This window comes from Gemmatimonadota bacterium, assembly GCA_030747075.1.
In the GTDB taxonomy this organism is placed as follows: Bacteria; ARS69; ARS69; order ARS69; family ARS69; genus ARS69.
In genome coordinates this window covers 38,394-59,485 of record JASLLL010000009.1, presented here as the reverse complement: position 1 = coordinate 59,485, position 21,092 = coordinate 38,394, and the positions used below count along the sequence as shown (strand labels likewise).

The window sequence follows — 21,092 nt, the reverse complement described above, 5'->3', positions numbered from 1 at the left end:
GAGTAAGCTACGCTCCGGGGGTAAAGTCCCGTATCTCTGCTATCCCCGCTCCCGAAGATCGACTCCGGAGAGTCCGAAACGCCCAACCCGGGAAGAGACGCGTGCGCCTCGTGATCCTCGCCATCCTCGCGTTCGTCGCTCTGCTGCCCGTCGCCGCGTCCGCCGGTCCTGCCGCCCAACCCGGGGCGGAACCCCATGCCAAAGCCCCGCCTTCCCGCGGGGAGTTCTTTCCTCCCGAGTTGCCCGCCATCCAGGCGAATGTCTTCACGCCGGGTTGCGCCGCCTCCTTCTGTCATGGAAGCGCGGCCCAGGCCTCACTGGATCTTCGCGACGGCAACTCCTGGGCTTCGCTCGTGGGCATCGGGAGTTCGCAGGCTCCCTCGTGGCTGCGGGTCGAGCCGTTCTCCGCGGACAACAGCTACCTCATCTGCAAGCTGGAGTTCTGTCAGGGGATGGTCGGTTCGCGGATGCCTCGCGGCGCACAGCCCTTGAGTCAGCCGGTGATCGATGTGATTCGCGAGTGGATCGACACCGGGGCGCTGGAGTCGCCGGATGTCTCCGCGCCGGAAGACTGCTGCCCCCCGGGTTCCTGGGGACAGGTCAAGTCGCTCTACCGCTGAGGCGGGGAGCCGCGCCCGCGAAGACGGCTGCCGAGAAACTGCCCGGCGGCAAACGCTCCCACGGTCACGGGAAGGGTCGTGTAGTGGAGCGATACGCCGAGGAGCGCGCGCATCCCGATCACAAGGAGAACGGGAATGTGGATCGCCAGAAACCAGGCCGCACTCCGCCTCCGGCACGCGGCGCGCCAGTATCCGAAGGGAAGATTGACCACGAGGATCGCTCCCGCGAGCAGCCAGAGTTGTGTCGTCATGATCCCTCTCCCCTCGACGGATTCAGCCTGCGGGAAGGATGCTCCAGACGAATGCCAGCACGACAAACCCGAGCGCCGCATTGATCCGGAAAAACGAGAGGTCCACGCGAGCCGCGAGGACATGTTCAGCCACGAGCATCGCTCCGACCGCGGCCAGCAGAAACCACGACCCCGCGCCCGGCATCGCGGGTGCCGCGACCAGCGCAAGGGCGACGAACGCGGCGACATGGACCCCGCGTGCCGCTCGAAGCGCGCGCGTCCGTCCCAATGACGCGGGCAGCGAGCGGAGTCCCTCCGCGCGGTCGAAATCTTCATCCAGCGTGGCGTAGATCACATCGAATCCGGCCACCCACAGGAGCGTGAAGACCGCCAGCGTATGCGCCGGCCCCCAGGGAACCAGCGTACCCGTGACCGCGACCCACGCCCCGAGAGGTCCCAGCGCAAGCCCGGCTCCCACGCCGAAGTGCGCGAGCGGAGTGAATCGCTTCATGAGCGGATAGATCACGAACACCATCAGCGGGACGGGGGACAGCGCAAGGCACAGCGGCGGGAGAAACGCCAGCGCCCCGAAGTACAGCACCAACCCGGCGATCGCCACGCCCCAGCCGCCAAGCGTGGACATCCTGCCCGCCGGGATCTCACGGGATGCAGTACGCGGATTCCGTGCGTCAATCTCCCGGTCGATGAGCCGGTTGAGCGCCATCGCGACCGTCCTCGCTCCTGTCCCGGCAACCAGAACCCACGCAAGCACGGCCCCTTCCGGCACCCCGCCGGACGCGAGCACCGCACCGGCCACGATCACCGGCAATGAAAAGAGCGTGTGCTCGAACTTCACGAAGGACAGAAGCGTCCGAACCCCGGCCATGCGATCCCCTCCCGACGGTCGCCGCAGAGAATGCGGGGAAGCTGGCACCGACGCAAGCCCCGCGCAAGAAAGAGACGCCCGGCACGCGCCTTCTCTGGTAGCCTGCGCGTACTCATGCAAGGAGCGTCGCCGTGCTCGCGCCCGATCCCGCCGTCCACTTCGACCGCGTTCGCAAGACCTTCGGCGACCGCCCGGCCGTGGACGGCCTTTCGCTGAGTGTCCCGCAAGGCTCCATCTACGGACTCCTCGGCCCGAACGGCGCGGGCAAGACCACCTCGATTCGCATGCTCATGGGAATCCTCCGTCCCGACGAAGGGGAGATCCGCGTCCTCGGACAGACGCCGGGCGGATCGCTCACGGCACGAACCGGCTACCTCCCCGAAGAGAGAGGGCTGTACCGGTCCATGCGGGTGCTCGACAACCTCGTCTACTTCGGAGGTCTCAAGGGACTCTCTGCGACCGCCGCCCGGGAGAGCGGGCAACGCTGGCTGGAACGGCTGGGAATCGCCGCGTCATCCTCGCTTCGCCTGCAGGAACTCTCCCGCGGGAATCAGCAGAAGGTGCAGTTCATCTCCGCCGTGATTCACAACCCGGAACTGATCGCGCTCGACGAGCCATTCTCCGGACTGGACCCGGTGAATCAGGATCTTCTCCGCGAGATCCTCACGGAGCTCGCGGGCGACGGGGTCACGATTCTCCTGTCCACCCACCTGATGGACGAAGTCGAGAGAATGTGCACGCACCTTTCCCTGCTCGACTCCGGATCCATGCTGATCGAAGGGGAACTCTCCGAAGTGAAGCAGCGATACGGCACAGACTCCATCCGCATGGAGTTCACGGGCGACGCTTCGTTCGTGCCGGATCTGGATTCCGTCCGGACCGCTACACTTTCCGGCAGCGCTCTGGAGATCGAACCCGCGCCGGGAGCTTCGGCCTCCGGCATTCTGGCGGAGATCGCGCCGCGCCTTGCGGTGACGCGGTTTGAGATGCGGCGCCCGAGCCTCCACCGGATCTTCGTTCGGCTTGTGTCGGGACAGCGCGCGCCGGAGAGGGACGAACCGGAGGTCTCTCCCCTTCCGGCCGCGGGGAGGGCGGACCGATGAACCGAGCGAAGATCCTCCTCGTTTTCCGCCGCGAGTATCTGGAGAGCGTCCGGAAGAAGTCGTTTCTCTTCGGACTGGTGGCCACGCCGGCCATCATGATGCTCTTGATCTTCCTTCCGGTTTTCGGAACACGAATGGCCGGTCCCACCGAGCACAAGTTTCTCGTGGTGGACGGCACGGGGGAGATCGCGCCGCTTCTTGCGAGAGAGGCGCCGGACGCGGACGAAACGCCCCGCATCTCGTTCGCCTTTGAGGAGACTGCCGGCGAGGCGAACGCCGAAGAACTGGATGAGCGCGTTCGCCGGGAGGAGATTCGGGGATGGATCTTCGTGCCGCCGGAGTTCGCGGCCGACGGCACCGTGGAGCATCATGCCGCAACGCTGTCGGATCCGGAGGTCCTGCACCGGGTGGAACGGCGATTCCAGCGCGCGCTGGCCGTGCACAAGGCCGCGGGGCGCGGGATGTCCCGCGCGGAGATCGAGTCGCTGCTGGAACCCGTCCGATCCCGCACATTTCTCATCGGGAACACCGGGGGCCGCGAAGCCGACTTCACCGCCGTCTATCTGCGGGCCGTCGCCGTGGTCATGATGCTCCTGTTCGCCCTGCTGCCCACCAGTCAGATCCTCATGCGTTCCGTCATCGAGGAGAAATCCAACCGGGTGATCGAAGTACTGCTCTCCAGCGTGAGTCCGCTGGAACTCATGCTCGGGAAGATCCTCGGGCTCGGAGCGGTCGGCCTGACGATGATCGGAACCTGGGCGGCCTGCGCGGGACTCCTTTCGCTTCGCATGGGAACGCTTCCTCTCGACCCCGGCACGGCAGGACTCTTCGTCCTGTTTTTCCTTCCGGGGTATTTCCTCTTCGCGGGAGTGCTGGGGGCCATCGGGTCGGTCTGCAACAGCGAACGCGAAACGCAGCCCTTCCTGAGCCCCATCTCGCTCATGCTTGTGCTGCCGGTGATGCTGGGCGTGTTCATCGCGGAAGATCCGGGGCACATACTGGTCCGGGTCCTTTCGTTCTTCCCGCCGCTCACCCCGGGCATGATCCTCTTCCGCCACTCCATCCGGCCGCTTCCGGCTGCGGAGATCGCCGCCGCGTGGACAGTGTTGGTGGCGGCGGCGGCGGGCATGTTCTTTGTGGCGGCGCGTGTTTTCCGCGTGGGCATCCTGATGTACGGAAAGCGCCCGTCACTTCCGGAGGCGCTGCGCTGGGCGAGGGAACGCTAGCGCGGGATGAGGACGCCGGACTCACGAGGCATCGGCACCTCATACCCGATGTCGTCACCCAGAATCGCTTCGGTGGTGTCGTCCCGATAGGAAGTCTGCCAGACGCCGTCCGGCCCCGCGCTGAGGACGAGCACCCGATGCGGCGTCTTGCCGGAGTAACCCCCGCCGGGCAGGTAACGCACATTCACGACATACGCGTTTCCCCACGGATCGGTGGTCTCCACCGAATCGGTGTACGGGCCGAGCCAGCGGCCTTCCTGCGTGCGCTGAAGACGGTCGTCAGGGCGAAGCACGCTTCCCAGTTGCATGGAAGCTCCGAAGGACCCCCAGTTTGCCGCGCCTGCCCCGGCGGCGGCACCGGCCCTCGTCGGGACGGCGGGGGAACTCACAAGGCGGTCTACGGGCCTGCCTTCGGAGGGGTGTCCGGCCATCGTAAAAGGCCACTGTCCGGTGTCTTCGCGAACGGCGGCCAGCGCATGCGCGAGATTCTGAGCATCCACGCCCGCGCGGGACAGCCGTGACTTCTCCGCAGAGGAACGGAGCGTGGGAACCAGCGCCAGAACGACGGCCACGAGAGCCGCAATGACCAGGAGATACCGTGCCACGCCGGGCCCGTGAATGGTACGACGCGTGGACGACTCGAATCGATGCATGACACCCCTCCCCCTCTGGCATGAACTTCCCCTGGGACCGGGGCCGGATCGCGACCCCGTCCTCTGTCAACATCGACCAATCCTTCCCTGTTCTTGACTCCGAAGGCGCCAGGGTCCATGCATGGGGGTCCATTCAGGAGGAAGACCCTTGGAACTCTTTCGAGAAAGCCGTTATTCCGCTCCGGAACTCACGCCGACTGCGTGGCTGAGCGACGAACCCGCCCATCTGGGGGCACTGCGGGGCCAGGTGGTCCTGCTGGACTTCTTTTCCTACGGGGACCCGGCAGGAATGGCTGAACTCCCCGCGCTGGAGAGTCTGGCCAAGGGCTACGCCGGAGTCGGGCTGTCCGTCGTGGGGGTCCACATCCCCGCGTACCCCTTCGAGCGAAGCGTGGAGGACGCCCGGCTGGAGGTCCTCCGACGGGGAATCCCGTGGCCGATCGCCCATGACGGGAGCTTCGACACATGGCGCGCCTATGAGAACCGGAACCTCCCCGCGCGCTTCCTGCTGGACTCGGGCGGCGCCATCCGTGGCTGGCACCACGGCGCGGGCGGACTCCCGGAGGTGGAAGCCGGAGTGCGGACCCTGCTGCGGGAGGCCGGGGAGACGGACCTTCCGCCCGCGGTCGTTTTCCCCCCCGGGCTCATTCGTCCCGGAGTGCTGCGGTGGCGCGCCACACCGGAGATCCGGTTTCGGGCCGACGCAGGGGACGACGGCGCATCCACCCGGCCGGAGGAATCGACCCTCGGACAGCACCACTTCGAAGACTGGCCGGAACTCCGGGAGGAAGGCCGCGCCTACCTTCGCGGGTCGTGGGATGTCGGCGCGGAGTCGATCACCACTGCCTCTGAAGAGACGGGACTGGCGGTGGTGCACTCCTCGGCGGGGGTTCACATCGTGGCGGCCGCCAGGGAACACGCCTCCGTCCATGTCACGCTGAACGGGGCACCCCCCGGCCCGCAGGACGCCGGGGCCGATCTGCTCCCCGAGGATGAAATCGCACGCATCCCGGTGGACGACGGGCGCGTATATGAGGTCACCGGGTCCGCCTCTTTCGGAACCCGCAATCTGGAACTCACGATCCACGGAGTCGGGGTGGAGATCCACCTCCTGCACTTCCGGACGGCCGAGGTCCCCGCGTCCGGTTGACGCGATCTCAGCCGGAACACAACCATCGCCCCGCCCGGGCAAAAGGAGGACTCCATGAAGACCATTGCCCAGACTTTTCTCGGCGTGATTCTGGCTGCGGCATTCCTGGCGATTCTGCCGGTTCTGCTGCTCCTTGCGGTCTCGTCCATGGATTTCGGCGGCGGGCTGGAGGAGGGCTCCTGGCTCACCATCTCTCTGTCCGGTGACCTGCCCGAATACTATCCGCCCCCCACGCTCAGATCGGTGACGGGAGAGGCGGCGCCGTGCCTTACGGAGATCCTGGAGAATCTCGACAAGGCGGCCGTGGACGAGAGAATCGCCGGCGTGCTCTTCGAGATCGGTTCCTTCTCCGCCGGACCCGGGAAGCTGGATGAACTCCGGAGCGGAATCCTTCGTGTCCGTGAAACCGGCAAGCCCGTCCACGCGCACGCGGAGATGCTCACCGGCGGCGGTCTCTATGTCTCGGGAGTGTGCGACTCCACATTCCTCTTCCCGAAGGGCGAAGTCGTCCTGCACGGGCGGGGCGCATCGATCCTGCATGTGAAGGGTGCGCTCCGCAAGCTGGATGTGAACGATCAGATCCACCAGATCGGAAAGTACAAGAGCGCCGCGGAGATGATGACACGGGAACGGTCCTCCAGCGAGGCCATCGAGAACCTCCGGTGGCTCGTGGAGGAGATCTCGGATGCGGTGGACGAAGAGATGACGCGCGACCTGGATCTCCCGGAGGGTGCGCTGGATGAGATGCGGAAAGAGTCCGTCTTTCTGGCCTCGGATGCGCTGACGGCAGGACTCGTGGATGCGCTCGTGGACCGCGAAGAGCTGGAGACACTGCTGGGCGGCGAGGACGAACTCCCGACCGTCTCCTCTGCCGAGTACGCCGACATCCCGCCCCGGGACGCGGGGATCGCGGGCGAACACGGCGTGGCGGTGATCCACGCGCAGGGGTTTGTGGCTGCGGGCGGAGAGGATGGTTACGACCCGGTCCTGGGGATGACCCTCGGGCCGGATCGCATTGTGGACAATCTCCGGGAGGCGGCGGAGGACGATGACATCGTCGCCATTATCCTCCGCTGGGACACGGGCGGCGGGGCTTCGATCGGCGGGGAGAAGATCGCCCGGGCGGTGGCACGCGCGAAAGCGGAGAAGCCCGTCGTCGTCTCCGTGGGCGATGTCGCGGCGTCGGCCGGGTACATGATGAGCCAGAACGCGGACCGGATCATCTGCCCCGCAAAGGGGATCACGGGATCCATCGGGTCGATTACCGGGAAGTTCAACACCTCCGGGTTCTGGGAGAAGCTCGGAGTCCGCCACGACCACATTTCCTTCGGGCCGAACGCCTTCCTCTACTCCGGGCTCCACGATTTCACGGACAGCGAGTGGGAAATCGTCAAGAAGACGCACTGGGAATCCTATCGCCGCTGGGTGGAGGAGATTGCGAAGGCACGCGGGATGTCCTTTGACGATGTGGACAAGATCGGCCGCGGGCGCGTCTGGACGGGGCGTCAGGCGCTGGGTCTGGGGCTGGTGGACGATCTGGGCGGATTCGACCGCGCGGTGGAAGTGGCGCTGGAGCTCGCGGAAGCGGACCCGGCGGAAGGAGCCGCGCTGACGCACTTCCCGAAGCGGAAGTCGTTGGCGGACATGGTTCTCTCGGGCGAGATCCTGGAACTGGGGAAGGCGTCCATCATTCAGGAGGCGGGGCAGGCCCTCCAGAGGAGCGTCGCACCCGAGACGGTCCGGTGGGCGTGGGAACCCCTTCGCATTCGGTAAAGAGCGCGGGGAGCGTGTCAGGAACCGCAAGAATCCGGGAGGATTCCCCATGTCCGCTCCCCTCGCTGTGAGCGGTCCTTGACCCGCTCGGAGCACATCCAATAGAGTGAAACCCGGAGGCTTCCCCCGCTCTTCGTCGCTTATCGCTGAACTTTCAGGTGGATCCATCCGATTCGGGAAGTATGACCACGAGGCCATCGACCCCCAGACGGCACACGCCTCCCGACCCGCGAGGACTTCTCTCCTCCGGGCCGCGGACCGGTGTGGCCGTTTCCCTCTTCTGGATCTCCATCGTCGCGACGGTAGCGTTCGCACTGAATCCACGCTTTGTGGACCGGGCGGGCCTGGGCGTGACCTTCTACCTGGTGCTCCCCGTCCTCGGGGGGGGGGTGTTGGGGCTTGTGCTCGGCCGGATCCTCCGCTGGCTCGCCGGAATCGGCTCCAGCGAAGATGTCCCTCGCGCGTATGAACTCCTCTGGGCGTCGGTGGCCGGGATCGCAGTCTTCGCCGCGACGCTCCCCTTCCTTCCGCCGCTCCTCAGCCTTTTCCATTCGTCGGAGATGCTGCGTTACGGCGTCGGACCCCTGATCGCCATGGGGCTCGGATGGCTAGCCTCCATCACCGCGCGCTATGTCTGCGCTCACCGCAGAATCTGGGTCTGGCCCCTTCTTGCGGCGCTGCCCGTGGTGGCGATTCTCGCGGGAGCAACCCCCTCCGGCCGTGGGCTGGCACCGGGTTCGCGGGCGCTGATACTGGCCTTCCCGGGAATGTCGTGGACCGTCGCGGAGGAACTGATCGAGCGAGGGGAGATGCCGAACCTCGAAGTGCTCCGCCGGGGAGGCGCCTGGGGAGATGTCCACTCCGTTCAGCCCTACACCACCTCCGCCGTCTGGACCTCCGTCGCGACCGGCAGGCCCGCCAGGGAGCACGGGATCCTCGGCGTGGCCGCATCCACGACTCAGGATGTACAGACGCGGCGGATCTGGGACATCTTCGCCGAACGCGCATGGTCGGTGGGCATCTTCGGATGGCCTGTCACATGGCCGCCGACCGCCACGGACGGCTTCGTGGTTCCCTCCGTATCCGACCCCGGCCCGGACACCTGGCCGCCCCGGCTGGGCTTCATCCGCGAACTCGCCATGAACGAGAAGACCCGCCGAAGACGCACCTGGGGAAGGTACTGCCGGTACGCATTTCTCGGGATCCGCTACGGGGTGCGGCTCGGTACGCTCTCCGAAGCCGCGGGTGAAATTCTCTCCGACCCCCTCCACGGGCGAACGCTGAACTCGGCGCAGATCTTCACGAAGCGAAAGCTCCGGGCGAAGCTGAACTCGGACTTCTTCGTGGAGCTTCGCCGGAAGTTTGAACCGGACTTCGCCGCCTATCACACGAACATCATCCATGTGGCCCAGTCGCACTTCTGGAAGTACCACGAACCCGACTCCTTCGGAGATGTCTCCCGGGAGGACATCGAGCGCTACGGCGGCAGCGTACACGACGCCTACCGCCTCGCGGATGCGTTCATCGGCAAGATCCTCGCCGATGCGGCGGAGGACGAGCTGGTCGTCGTCGTGTCGGATCATGGCGCCGAAGCGGTCCCCGGGGACTCCCACCGGAACCTGACGCTCCGGCCGGAGCCGCTCTTGCGGGAGATGCGCCTCAAGAACGCGGTGGAAGCAACCAACCTCGGGCTGCGCACTTATGTGCGGATGAGGGATGGCCACGAACCGGACCTGGACGGCGTGCGCCGCCTTTTCCAGACGGCTCGACTGGCGCGTGCGGACATTCAGCCGTTCGTCACGCGTCTGGATGAGTGGGGAAATATGGTCGTCACGATCCACCCGGATGTCGTGCCGGGAAGCGAAGATGTCGTCCTGTTCCAGGGCGGCCGGTGTCCGCTGGATGACCTCGTTCGCTCCATGGAGTTCCAGGAGAGTTCCCGCACGGTGGAAACGGGCGCGCTCGTGCTCAGCGGAAGACGCGTCGCTCCGGGCACCCACTTCGAGAACGCGGACCTGCTCGACCTCATGCCCACCATGCTGGCCCTGAATGAGATGGATCTCGCTGCGGACCTCGCCGGCGATGTGATTCAGGAGTCGCTGGAAGAAGCGCTGCGCCACAGAATCCCGGGCGTCGTCGCAACCTACGAACCCGCCACACCTTAGAGAAGCCCGCCCGCAGCCGCACCAACCTAGCGGTAGAGGGCCTTGACCCTCCCCCAGCTTCCGGCCTCGATCGCGGGGTCGTCCGCCGCCATCGGCGTGGCCTGATCGTTCGTGTCGTTCCAGGTTTGCGGGAGCATGAACAGCACCCTCGACCCGCCGCTCGATACATAGTCGAACCCGTCGAAGGGACCCTGTCCGCCCGTGCCGTCCGGAACACGCTGGAAGGTAAAGCTCTCGTCGGGGAGCCGGGCGCCTTTCGTACCGAACTGATCGAAGCGTCGACCGGTGGGTCCGAAGAGATAGATCACTTCGGTCTCGTCAAAGCAGAACCCCGTGGCAAGGTCATTGAATACGGCAAATCCGTTCGGGGCAATCATCCCGAAGAGAACGGTCACCTTGCGGCCGTTGGTCACCCACCACCCGTAGAGATCCACATAGGTTCCGGTGGAGTTGAACAGTTCCACCACGGTCGCTCCGAGTTCACACCCCGCGGAGGAGCGGAACCTCTGGAAGCCCACTTCGTTCATGGCCACCCAGCCGTTCAGATTCGCGACCGGGTGCGTATTTGCAAAACCGAGTGAGTTGCTGGTCGCCAGGTTCCAGTCGGCGGCGTCGTTCCCGGTGTCTGTACCGTTCGGGGCGCGACCGCAGGAGTATGAACCGATCGGCGGTACGGCGGGCGCCCCCCCGGCGGATCCGAAAGCGACTTCGTCACGCTTGAGGTAACTGCCGTCGTAAAGTTCGATCTCCCCCCCGTCGAGCACGACATTGGATGTGCTGTGCGTGGTGTATCCGCCTCCGGAAATGACACCGGACAGAGGAATGACCACGCCCAGCTTGCTCTCCAGTGTCCAACCGGAGAGATCCACCGAGACCGTCCCGTCGTTGTAGAGCTCCACATAGTCCGAACCCGACGCGCGTTCGAACTCATTGATCATCACCGCGGCCTCTGCCGGGAGCGCAAGAGAACCCGCAAGCAGAAGAAGCGACGCGATCCGAGTCGCCGACGCAAAGTGTGAGCGCATTTTGAGTTGCATTTCGAAAGTCCTCCTGTCCCGCATCGAAGGGGGGTAACACTGCCACCATTCTACCGCATTTGAGAGGCGGATTGCTCTCCTCTCGAACACTTACGGAATACGAACCCGCACGCTCCCCGCGACGCGAGACGGAACGGGGCATGCGGGTCGCTCATACCGGTCTCCGCCGGAAACAGCGTCCTGGCGGTGGAGAATGGAGGTGTCTCCGCGAAGAGTTCGGGACGGGGCATTCGCTTCCGCCGCGACCGGAGTGACCCGGCTCGAACCCCCCAGGATCCCCAGAGCGATCACCAGGGCCAGAACGGAGAGCGTAGCGAGGAATGGGTGCCGCCCATGATTTCCTCGGCTCTCCGGAGCCTGTGTGATTCGCTCTCGGGGTGTGTTTCCTGGAGTTTGCATCTCGGCTTTCCTCTCCACCGCCGGGACTCGTTCCCGGCGTACGGGGAGGGACTACTGCAATCCGGATGCCAACTTTCGCAGGTTCGGCGATTTTCGCGAGTGTCTCTGTAAGTCCTTGGCCCGGCGTCTGTTCCGGCGCCTCAATTCTGCGACAATTCCCGCAGGAAACCTCGCCGATCGGACGGAGTTCGTCGAAATCCGCGAGTTTGTCGAAATCGGGCCGTAAGTCCTTGATTTCGCACAGGATCAGTGTTCGTCAGAATCGACGAATCCTTGGTCGTCTGAGCGTGTTCCGCGAGCGGATTCTTCGCTCTTCTTCGGGGAAGACAGGCCATACTTGCGGATGCGTTGACGGATCTTGCTCTCGTGAGTTCCCAGACGGCGGGCGGCCTCGCTCCGGTTCCATCCGGTCTCTTCCAGAATCTCCAGAATGATCTCCTTCTCGACGCGTTCGAGTTCCGAACGGAGGCTCCCGATCCCCCGGAGATCGCCGCCGCCGTGGGACCGAACGGTCCGGGGGAGATCTCCCGGTGCCAGGGTCTCTCCGTCCATGAGGCTCACCGCGTACTGAATGGCGTTCTCCAACTCCCGAATGTTCCCGGGCCACGGGTAGACGGTCAGTCGACGGAGTGCCTCCGGCGTGACGAAGCGGACGGGCCGCTCGGGCCGCGCGTACTTCGCGAGGAAGTGGTCCACCAGCGCGGGGATGTCCTCCTTTCGATCGCGGAGTGCGGGGAGTACGAGCGGAACCACATTGATCCGGTAGTAGAGATCTTCCCGGAAGCGCCGATCTCGGACAGCTTCGGCCAGGTCGGTGGAGGTGGCCGCGAGGATGCGAACATCCACCGCCTTCGTCTCCAGCCCGCCGAGTCGCTCAAAGGTGCGCTCCTGAAGCACGCGCAGGATTTTCGCCTGGGCGGGCGGCGACAGGTCCGCCACCTCGTCCAGGAAGAGCGTCCCTCCGTCGGCCAGTTCCAGCCTGCCTGCCTTGGGGGAGTCGGCGCCGGTGAATGCGCCCTTCTCGTACCCGAAAAGCTCGCTCTCCAGCAGGTCCCGCGGGATCGACGGGCAGTTGACCGCCACAAAGGGCTCCGCCGTGCGCGGAGAGGAGTCGTGAATCCCCCGCGCCAGAAGCTCCTTCCCGGTCCCGCTCTCTCCGAGAATGAGCACGGTGGCGTTCCCGGCCGCGACCCGCGTGGCCGCGTGGAATACTTCGCGGATGCGCTTCGAATCTCCCACGATCGTCGAGAAGGCCGCCGGGGTGTTTCCCGACCCCACCGCCACGCGATCCCGGGACTCCCGGGGGGATCCGCCCCGCAGAAAGAGCGCGTAGGCGGCCAGACAACTGCTCACAAAGCGCGCATCCGCCAGAGAGAACCCGCGCGCACCGACCGACGCCTCCAGATGCATGACGCCCGCCACGCCCTCCTCCCCCCGCACCCCGAAGGGCACGACAAGTCTCGATCTGCTCCCCGCGCTCCCTCCGCCCTGGAAGTCCCGGATCGTCTCCCCCGACTCCCCGGCCCTCTCCGCAGCGCGGACCGCATCCGTCAACGCGGGATCCTCCAGCCGAAGGACCGCCGCCGCCTGAAACCCGTCGCCCGCCAGTTCCTGCAACAGCAGCAGGCCGCGATCCGCACGGACCTCCTCTACCACACGCTCCAGAATCCAGCCCGCGACGCCTTCGGCCTGCCGGGTCTCCTGAAGGTGTCGGGTCACCTCCGAGAGAACCGCCAGCCGATGCTCCGCCGGGTTCTCGCCGCCGCCACTCTCACGCGTCTGGAGCGCCTCCTGAAAGTCCCGGGCAGCATCCGAGTCCCCCAGGCGATGGGCGAGTCGGGTCCCCATCTCCGCCAGTTCCACCCCCTCGCCGGGGTGCTCCTTCGCGAGAATCTCCAGCGCCTGCCTCAACGGCGCGAGCATGTGCGCCGAGGAACCCATGCCGTCCAGGATCTCCTCGGCCCGGGCGAACGGTTCGATGCACCGATCCCCCCGCCCGAACCGCGCCAGCGAGACGCCGCGCGCCAGCTCCACCCCCGCCAGATCGAAGGAGCGCCGCAGCCGTTTGTAGGCCCGGGAGGCTTCGTCGAAGATGGTGGAAGCCGCCTCTTCCTCTCCCTCCGACGCCAGAACCTCCCCGCGCGCCACGCGGATGGCGGCCTCCGTCTCCCGGCTGCGCATGGCCCGGCCGAGTTCCTCGGCCTCCTCCAGAAGACGGCGAGCCCCGCCGGTGTCGCCCGCTGCCGATGCAAGGCGGACCTCGATGAGCAGCGCCTCCGCCTGGATCTCGCGCGACTGAACTTCGCGCCCCAGTCGGCGCGCCGTCGCCGCTTCCCGGGCGGCGGCCTCGCGCCCCCCGCGCACCAGTCGCAATCGGGCGCGACGGTTCCTGAGCCGGGCCTCCCCCGTTCGATTGCCTACCTCTTCCTGAATCGCCAGGGCCTGCCGGTGCAGGCGGTCCGCCCGCTCCCACTCCCCACGGAAGAAGGCAATGTCCGCGAGATTCCCCAGCGACACGGCTTCACCCGTGCGATCCCCCATCTCCCGCTTCAGTTCCAGACTCCGCTCGTGGTACTCGGACGCCTCCCGATATCGCCCGAAGTCCTGCTCGATCACGGCGAGATTGTTCGCCGAGATCGCAGCGCCGCGCTTGTCGCCGATCTCCTCGAAAAGGCCCAGCGCCTTCCGGTAGGAATCCGCCGCCGGGCTGTCCTTGCCCAAGGCGCGGTAGATGGCCGCAAGGTTGTTCAGGCACTTGCCGACGCCGCGCGGGTCGCCGAGTTCCTCGAACAGGTCCCGCGCCTTCTCCAGTTCCGTGGCTGCGGCGCCAGGATCTCCCTTGCGCAGGTAGAGATTGCCGAGGTTGTTGGTGAGAGACGCCACCTGTTCCCGATCCCCGACACGATCGAAGATGGCGAGCGCCGCCTGATAGCGCTCTTCAGCCGCCGGATAATCCCCGCGTTCGTTGTGGAGAATCCCGTACAGCGCGAGGGTCGTGGCCATCCCGCGCTCGTCCCCGGCTTCCTGCTTGAACGCAAGCGCCCGGCCGTAGTGCGACTCCGCTTCGTCGGGTCGCCCCTGCCCCCGGGCGATGTTCCCCAGGATATCGTGACAGTCGGCCACCCCGGCGGAGTCCCCGGCGTCCTCCCGATGCTTCAGCGCGCTCCGGACGCGCTCCGCCGCCTCTTCCATCTCTCCGAGCAGCATGAGAACGCGCCCGAGGTCCGCAAGCGTATCCGCGGTCAGGCGCGGTTCGCCGATCCGCTCACGAATGTCCAGGCTCTTGCGGAAGAACTCCGCCGCGCGCGTATAATCCCCGTCTTTCAGATAGGTTTCGCCGGAAGCGTGGAGAACATCAGAGAGTGCCCGGATCTCCAGAGGATCGGTACCGGCCATCTCAAGCTCCCTTCCCGCAACGCATCCACACGCCAGTCTCCCCGCCCGAGACGGAAGAACCCGGCGGCGTCCGTGGAAATCCCTTGGGTCGTCACTGTCCCGAAGTTACCATCTTTCCCCTACGGCCCCGGAGGGGAAATCCCCCGCGCCGAGGCCCGGATATTTCCTTCGGAGGAATCATGAACCTCGACCTGCTGAGCGAACTCTGCCGCGTGCCCGGTGGACCGGGTCGCGAAGAGCGCATCCGCGAAGTCGTGTCCCGCGAACTGGAACCTCTCGTGGATCACACGAAAGTGGATCGACTGGGGAACCTGATCGGGGTCCGAAGCCCCCGTGGTCGGAGCGCCCCGAAGGATCCGCTGCGCCTCATGCTGGCCGCGCACATGGATGAGATCTCGCTGATGGTCACGCACATCGACGACGACGGCTTCCTCCGGTTCACGACACTCGGCGGATTCGACCCGAAGACGCTCACCGCGCAGCGCGTCCTGGTTCATGGCAAGAAGGATCTTCTCGGTCTCATCGGATCGAAGCCGGTCCACATCATGTCGGACGAGGAAAGGGCGAAGCCGCCGGCGCTGAAGGACTTCTTCATCGATCTGGGACTTCCGAAATCGAAGGTGACGAAACTGGTTTCCGTCGGCGACATGATCACCCGTGAGCGGGAGTTTGCCCGGATCGGAGACGCGGTCACCTCGAAGTCACTCGACAACCGGATGGGCCTTTTTGTGATGATCGAGGCCATCCGGAAGCTGCGGAACCACTCCGTGGAACTGATTGCCGTCGCAACCACTCAGGAGGAAGTGGGACTTCGTGGAGCGCAGGTGGTGGCGAGGCAGTTGAATCCCGATCTGGGACTCGCCATCGACATCACTCTGGCGAACGATGTCCCGGGAGCGCCCGCGCAGGACCGGATCTGCCGGTTCGGAAAGGGCGCGGCCATCAAGATCATGGATTCCAGCGTGATCTGCGATCCGGGCGTCGTGGGATCGCTGCGGGGTGTCGCGGAGAAGAAGAAGATTGCGCATCAGATGGAGATCCTCTCGCAAGGCGGCACGGACACCGCTGGCATTCAGCGGGCCGGGCACGGAATCCCGGCGGGTTGCATCTCCATCCCGACAAGGTATGTCCACTCCCACATCGAGATGTGCCACGAGAAGGACATTCGGGCGTCCGTCAACCTGCTGTCCGCGTGGATCCCCGAGGCCCACCGGTGCCTCACGGGAACGAAGGCATGACCGCGGGGAGCCACGCGGATCCGCGGACGCTGGCCGCCGCCCCCGTCTGCTTCCATCAGGCGTGGGCCGCCACCCCGCCCGGCGAGGGCCTGGCCGATGCGCTCTGTGCCAGCCCGCTCTTTCGCGCTGTGCGCATCGGACGGGGAATGCGTGCGGAGTGGATCCGCTGGTCGGCCGAAGAGGAACCCGCCCGAACGCCTCTCGGGCTGGTGACCCTCTGGCCGCGCGGAATCCTGCTGGATACGGTGTCGGAGGACCGCATGCAGGTGCTTCGCAGAAGAGTGGAGTCGCTCGGTTCCGGAAAGACGGTGGCCGACGCCACGCGGATCGTCCCGCTGGCGGAAGCGCTGCGCCGCCCCGGCGCGCTGCTCCATCCGCTGGAGGATGAGGGCGACGCATATCTGGACGCGGCGCACTTCGCCCGCCGATTTCTCAAGGAAGCGTGGGTCTACCTTCCGCACAAGGACCTGGCCGGACGCACGCCGCATGAGTCCGCCCACTCCGTTCGCAGACGGCCGATGCTGGAAGAGGCCATCGAGAACCTCCCACGGGACTTCCGCGCGATGGATTGCGGCCTTCCACGGCCCGATGTGGAGGAGATTCATCGCCTGCTTCTGACCGAACCGGGCGAATCTCAGGGTGCGGGTCGCACTGGAGCGGACACGCGCGCATCGACCCATCCCGAGACGCGCCGTTGAGCGACGCGCGCCTCCCCGCCCGGGAGATCGACCGAGCGCGTGCAGCGATCGAGGGATTCCTCGCGGGGATCGGTGCCGGCGCCGTATTCGCCGCGGCCGAGAGATCCCGCGACCTCCATGTATGGGCGGACCTGCTCAACTTCGCATTCCGCAGACTCCGTCCTCTTCTCTCGGAGCCGACACTCACGCATCTGGATACCGCCGCCATGGGTACCGCTGCCTATGTCGCCATGCATGCGCTGGTCGGGGCCGCCGCGGGCGCGGCGCTGGCGACTCTCGCTCGCGGGAAGCTCCGGGCGGGATTGGCGCGAGCCGCCGCGATCGCGAGCGTCCTGGCTGCCATCGACGCCGCCGCGTTCGGACGGCTCTGGCTTCACCGGGGTCTGCCCGCGGCACCCGGACTGTGGATCGTTCTTGCGGCGGCGAGCGGGGCGTTTGCCGTCGCATGGGTGAGTGCCCGCGTGAGTCGCGTGGCCCCCCCGCAGGTTCTTCGCGCGCTTGCGTTCGGCCTGCCCGCCATGGCGCTCCTTCTTCTCGCGGGAATGGCGACGACCTCGCTTCCGGGACCTCGCCGCCCGGACGCGGAGACCGTCGCCAGCGCGGCCCGATCGGGCAGCGACGAGCGCGTCCTGATTCTCGCGATCGACGGAATCGAGCGAGGCCTCCTCGACGAGGGCATCGCCGAAGGGCGCCTGCCGAACTTCGCGCGACTCCTGCGCGACGGAACGACCGGCCCGCTGCGTTCCATCCGCACGCCGAAGTCGCCCGTGGTGTGGACCTCGGTCGTGACGGGAATGCTCCCGACCACGCACGGCATTCGGGACTTTGTCACGCGGCGCGATGGTGAGGCCATTCCGGTGTCAGGCCGGATGCGACGAGTTCCCGCGCTGTGGAACATCGCCGCGCCGGCGGACTACACGGTGGCGTTCGTGAACTGGTATGTGTCGTGGCCTGCGGAGGAGGTGGCGGGCACGATTGTCTCCGACCGGGCGGACTTCGACGGCCTGTCGGACCGCGTGTATCCCGCGCACCTCACGGCGGCGGTGGATTCGGTGCGCCAGACGCTGGACACCCATCCGTGGCGCGGCATCGGGAGGTTCACACAAGTCGGCGATTCGCTGGAGGTGTTCCGGCGCGAGCAATGGGGGCCGACCCGTCGTGCCGTGGATGTGCTCGATCGGGTGGTGCGCCATGATCTCTTCACGCTGGAGTCCGCGCGGCTTCTCCTTCGCGAAGAACAACCGGACCTGACCGCACTCTACTTCCGCGGCACCGACAATACGCAGCACCTCTTCTGGAAGTACCGCATGGCGGAACGCGGGCGGCGGGGGCTCTCCGAAACGCTCTACGGCACCATGGCCGACGACGAAGTCCGTGCCCTCGCTCCGGTCATCGACCGGTACTACGACTTCGCCGATGAACTCGTGGGCGAGGTGATCGCGATGGTGGATCCGCGCACCAGCATCGTCATCCTGTCCGATCACGGATTCCTCGCAAACAACGAACGCGACACCGCCTACCACATGAACCACCTGCTCGCGGCGGCCGGGTTGGCTGTTTCGCTGCCGGGAGAACCGGGGAGCGTGGATGAGCGGGCCAGCCGGGTCTTCGATCCGAACGCAGACCGTTTCACCGACCCCGTGCGACGGTTGCGCCCGGGCAGGGCCGCCGCGAACGGGAAAGTGGCGCTGGAAGAGGCAAAGCGAACGCTGAGCAAGGCACGCACCGATGCGGGGGGGGCGGTTTTCCGCCGACTCTCGACAGGACGCGATGAGGACGGGCCATTCCTTCTGGCCCGATTCCACCGGGGACTGGCCGGGGCCGCCCTCTCTCTGGGCAACGGGCGACTCCCTGCGGGAAGCGCGATCGTCCCGAGCGGGCACTCCGGCGATCACGCCATGGACGGGTTCCTGCTGGCGGCGGGGCCTCCCTTTCGAAAGGGCGGGTGGGTCCGCGGGGCGCGGGCGGTCGACCTGACTCCGACGATCCTCCACCTCCTGGGCGCGCCAGCTGCCGCCGACATGGAGGGCGTGGTGCTGACCGATCTCTTCACAGAAGCCTGGGCTGAGGAACACGGGGTGCGCATGGTGGAGAGCTACGGCGCCCGGGACAGCGCAACGACGGAAGGAATCGCGACCGACGCCGACGAGAGAATCCGAGAGGAACTCCGCGCACTCGGATACATCCAGTAGCGTCAGGGCTTGGGCACCACCGGGAGTCCGCGCTCCGTCCACTCCCGCCAGGTGATCGAACGGGAGCCGTCGTCCACGCGCTCCATCGTGATCGCCCCCGGTTCCGGGCACACCAGCGAACACAGGTTGCATCCCACACACTCATCGTCCACGACGCGCGGGTAAACCCGGGCATCCGGGGCGGGTTCCTCTCCGACCCCCTGACGATCACGGACGATGGCCCCGGTCTCCGCGGACACCAGTTCGATACTCTGATGGGCGCCGTCGCGACAGGCCACATGGCAAAGGTTGCAGCGGATGCACTTCTCCGGATGAACCCGCGCCACAATCTGATAGCCGAGATCCAGATCCCCCCAGTCCACGACCTGCCCGTTGGCGGCGCCGACCATCTCTGAAACGGAGGCGAGTCCCTTTTCCGTGAGATAGTCCTCCAGCCCTTCAGTCATCTCCTCGACAATCCGGTATCCGAAGTGCATGACTGCCGTGCAGACCTGAACATTGGTCGCGCCCAGCGCGAGGAACTCGGCGGCGTCCCGCCAGTCAGCAATCCCCCCGATTCCGGAGATCGGCAAGTCCCAGCCCGGATCCCGCGCGATGGAACTGACCATGTGAAGCGCGATCGGCTTCACCGCCGGACCGCAGAGGCCACCGTGCGCCGCCTTGCCGTTCACATTCGGCGCGGGAACCATCGTGTCCAGATCCACACTCATGATGCTGTTGATGGTGTTGATGAGCGCCACCGCATCCGCGCCCCCCTCGCGCGCCGCACGCGCAATGTGCACAACATCCGTCACATTCGGCGTCAGCTTCACGATCACCGCAAAGGGCCGGTCTTTCTTCACATCCGCGGCCTTTTCCGCGACCCACTCGGTGATCATTTTCGTGTACTCGGGAACCTGCCCGATCGCGGAGCCCATACCGCGCTCGCTCATCCCGTGCGGACAGCCGAAGTTGAGTTCCACGCCATCCGCCCCGGTATCCCCCACGCGCTCCACCATCTCGTGCCATGCTTCCCGCTCGGGATTGACCATCACCGACACGATGACGGCCCGGTCCGGCCAGGCCTTCTTCACCTCGGCGATTTCCCGGAGATTCGTCTCCACCGAACGGTCCGTGATGAGTTCGATGTTGTTCAGCGCCATCATGCGAAGCGGACCGTAGTCGCTGGCCGCAAGCCGCGACGAGACATTCACGATGGGGTCTCCCAGGGTCTTCCAGACCGCCCCCCCCCAGCCCTGGTCGAATGCGCGAGACACCATGGACCCCATATTCGTGGGCGGGGCAGATGCCAGCCAGAAGGGGTTTGGGGAGACCACTCCGGCAAACTCGGTCGTAAGATCAGGCATGGATTCCTCCGGGTGGGTGAACCAGTCCATCCTACCCCAACGCAGGGCTTGCCGAAAAGCCGCGAACAGGGAACATTGGTCGTCGGGAGGGAGCGGACCCTCCTTCGAGTTCACTCCGGTCGGTGAGAGGTGGTCCCATGATGAAGCCCCTGCGTATCCTGATTCCGTCCCTGTTGGTTGCCTTCGCCCTGGTGGGCTGTGAGTCTTTTCAGGATCCGTACAAGGAAGCGTCTCTTGAGGAGATGATGAAGGGCCAGGTGCAAAGCAGCACCCACACCTATCGCATTCCTGTCCCCAAGATCGCCGCCGCCCGGAAGAACACGGCACTCGTCCGCGATGGCAACATTTTCCTGGTCATGATGGGACCGGACCTCAAGAAGAACCTCCGCGAACATGTCAAGCGAGGCACCATGCTGGGTGTCCGCAAGAGGAAGCAGCCGCGAACGCACCTCGTCCTGGATCGGATCTACAACGGCAAGGAAGTCGTCGAACTCTTCTCCGAAGAAACCAAAGTGCAGCTCCGGCTTCCGGAACTGCTGGGCCATGCGGAAGTTCCTTTCGATGAGTTCCTCTCCGATGTCCATCTCTGCGAGACCGAGGCGTCCAATACCAGGAAGCTTCGCCGGTTCATCGGATCTCCCACGACGCTCACGGAGTTCCATGTTCGCAGGGACAAGGTCCTTCCTGAGGTGATCCGCAGCAAGGGCCGCGAAGGGAAAGCCGCCTATGTCCTCTATTCCGACGGAGCGGATGTCCTCGTCGGGAATGAGGACTCCTCGGTCCTTCTGTTCCTCGACTTCCTGATCGCGGAGGATCGGACTTTCAAGGGCGGGGTGGTCTTCGAGGAGATGTTCAACATCGGCGCTCGTGAAGAGACCGGGATCGCGGGGCGAGTCACGATCAAGTGGATCGATCTGGGAGGCACGCTCTTCTTCCGTGCCCCGTGATGGATGGGCTCACGCTGGACATTCCGCCCTCCT

At 65.9% G+C, this 21,092-nt stretch carries 16 protein-coding genes; 10 read left to right on the top strand and 6 right to left on the bottom strand.

The features are described from left to right. Positions 1-101: 101 nt before the first annotated feature. On the top strand, positions 102-620 hold the full coding sequence (locus tag QF819_04795; protein ID MDP6802477.1) for a hypothetical protein: 519 nt from the start codon (positions 102-104) through the stop codon (positions 618-620). On the opposite strand, the gene QF819_04790 is transcribed toward QF819_04795, so the two are convergent. Next, positions 611-871 (bottom strand): hypothetical protein, encoded by a 261-nt coding sequence (locus tag QF819_04790; GenBank protein ID MDP6802476.1) that lies wholly within the window; start codon positions 869-871, stop codon positions 611-613. The genes QF819_04795 and QF819_04790 overlap by 10 nt on opposite strands. 22 nt (positions 872-893) lie before the next feature. Beyond that, complete coding sequence (locus QF819_04785) at positions 894-1,736, bottom strand: UbiA-like polyprenyltransferase (GenBank protein ID MDP6802475.1); 843 nt, start codon at positions 1,734-1,736, stop codon at positions 894-896. A 131-nt stretch (positions 1,737-1,867) separates the two neighbouring features. Here QF819_04785 and QF819_04780 point away from each other — a divergent pair, with 131 nt between their 5' ends. Together QF819_04780 and QF819_04775 are read left to right on the top strand one after the other, a co-directional pair. Beyond that, a complete protein-coding gene (locus tag QF819_04780) occupies positions 1,868-2,839 on the top strand; it encodes an ATP-binding cassette domain-containing protein (GenBank protein ID MDP6802474.1) in 972 nt (323 codons plus the stop codon). After that, complete coding sequence (locus QF819_04775; GenBank protein MDP6802473.1) at positions 2,836-4,065, top strand: ABC transporter permease; 1,230 nt, start codon at positions 2,836-2,838, stop codon at positions 4,063-4,065. The genes QF819_04780 and QF819_04775 overlap by 4 nt, the downstream gene beginning before the upstream one ends. Here QF819_04775 and QF819_04770 read toward each other — a convergent pair. Beyond that, complete coding sequence (locus QF819_04770) at positions 4,062-4,718, bottom strand: hypothetical protein (protein ID MDP6802472.1); 657 nt, start codon at positions 4,716-4,718, stop codon at positions 4,062-4,064. The genes QF819_04775 and QF819_04770 overlap by 4 nt on opposite strands. Positions 4,719-4,866: 148 nt before the next feature. Here QF819_04770 and QF819_04765 point away from each other — a divergent pair, with 148 nt between their 5' ends. From QF819_04765 to QF819_04755, 3 genes are all read left to right on the top strand, one after another. Beyond that, positions 4,867-5,868: a hypothetical protein gene (locus QF819_04765; GenBank protein MDP6802471.1), complete on the top strand. Its 1,002-nt coding sequence runs from the start codon at positions 4,867-4,869 to the stop codon at positions 5,866-5,868. 54 nt (positions 5,869-5,922) lie between these two features. Continuing rightward, positions 5,923-7,641 carry a S49 family peptidase gene (locus QF819_04760; protein MDP6802470.1) on the top strand — a complete coding sequence of 573 codons (1,719 nt, stop codon included), beginning with the start codon at positions 5,923-5,925 and terminating at the stop codon, positions 7,639-7,641. Positions 7,642-7,823: 182 nt separating this feature from the next. Continuing rightward, a complete protein-coding gene (locus QF819_04755; protein MDP6802469.1) occupies positions 7,824-9,806 on the top strand; it encodes an alkaline phosphatase family protein in 1,983 nt (660 codons plus the stop codon). Between the two features lie 26 nt (positions 9,807-9,832). Here QF819_04755 and QF819_04750 read toward each other — a convergent pair whose 3' ends face one another. Further along, positions 9,833-10,843 carry a lamin tail domain-containing protein gene (locus QF819_04750; GenBank protein ID MDP6802468.1) on the bottom strand — a complete coding sequence of 337 codons (1,011 nt, stop codon included), beginning with the start codon at positions 10,841-10,843 and terminating at the stop codon, positions 9,833-9,835. Between the two features lie 645 nt (positions 10,844-11,488). Further along, a complete protein-coding gene (locus QF819_04745) occupies positions 11,489-14,638 on the bottom strand; it encodes a sigma 54-interacting transcriptional regulator (GenBank protein MDP6802467.1) in 3,150 nt (1,049 codons plus the stop codon). 179 nt (positions 14,639-14,817) lie between these two features. Here QF819_04745 and QF819_04740 point away from each other — a divergent pair, with 179 nt between their 5' ends. From QF819_04740 to QF819_04730, 3 genes are read left to right on the top strand one after another with little or no spacing between them, the layout of a single operon-like run. Continuing rightward, positions 14,818-15,876: a M42 family metallopeptidase gene (locus tag QF819_04740; protein ID MDP6802466.1), complete on the top strand. Its 1,059-nt coding sequence runs from the start codon at positions 14,818-14,820 to the stop codon at positions 15,874-15,876. Then, positions 15,873-16,574 carry a hypothetical protein gene (locus QF819_04735; GenBank protein ID MDP6802465.1) on the top strand — a complete coding sequence of 234 codons (702 nt, stop codon included), beginning with the start codon at positions 15,873-15,875 and terminating at the stop codon, positions 16,572-16,574. The genes QF819_04740 and QF819_04735 overlap by 4 nt, the downstream gene beginning before the upstream one ends. Continuing rightward, a complete protein-coding gene (locus tag QF819_04730) occupies positions 16,571-18,766 on the top strand; it encodes an alkaline phosphatase family protein (GenBank protein ID MDP6802464.1) in 2,196 nt (731 codons plus the stop codon). Before QF819_04735 ends, QF819_04730 begins: the two co-directional genes overlap by 4 nt. 2 nt (positions 18,767-18,768) lie before the next feature. Here QF819_04730 and preA read toward each other — a convergent pair whose 3' ends face one another. Beyond that, a complete protein-coding gene (preA, locus tag QF819_04725) occupies positions 18,769-20,112 on the bottom strand; it encodes an NAD-dependent dihydropyrimidine dehydrogenase subunit PreA (protein ID MDP6802463.1) in 1,344 nt (447 codons plus the stop codon). Between the two features lie 137 nt (positions 20,113-20,249). Here preA and QF819_04720 point away from each other — a divergent pair, with 137 nt between their 5' ends. Further along, positions 20,250-21,059 carry a hypothetical protein gene (locus QF819_04720; GenBank protein MDP6802462.1) on the top strand — a complete coding sequence of 270 codons (810 nt, stop codon included), beginning with the start codon at positions 20,250-20,252 and terminating at the stop codon, positions 21,057-21,059. Positions 21,060-21,092: the final 33 nt, after the last annotated feature.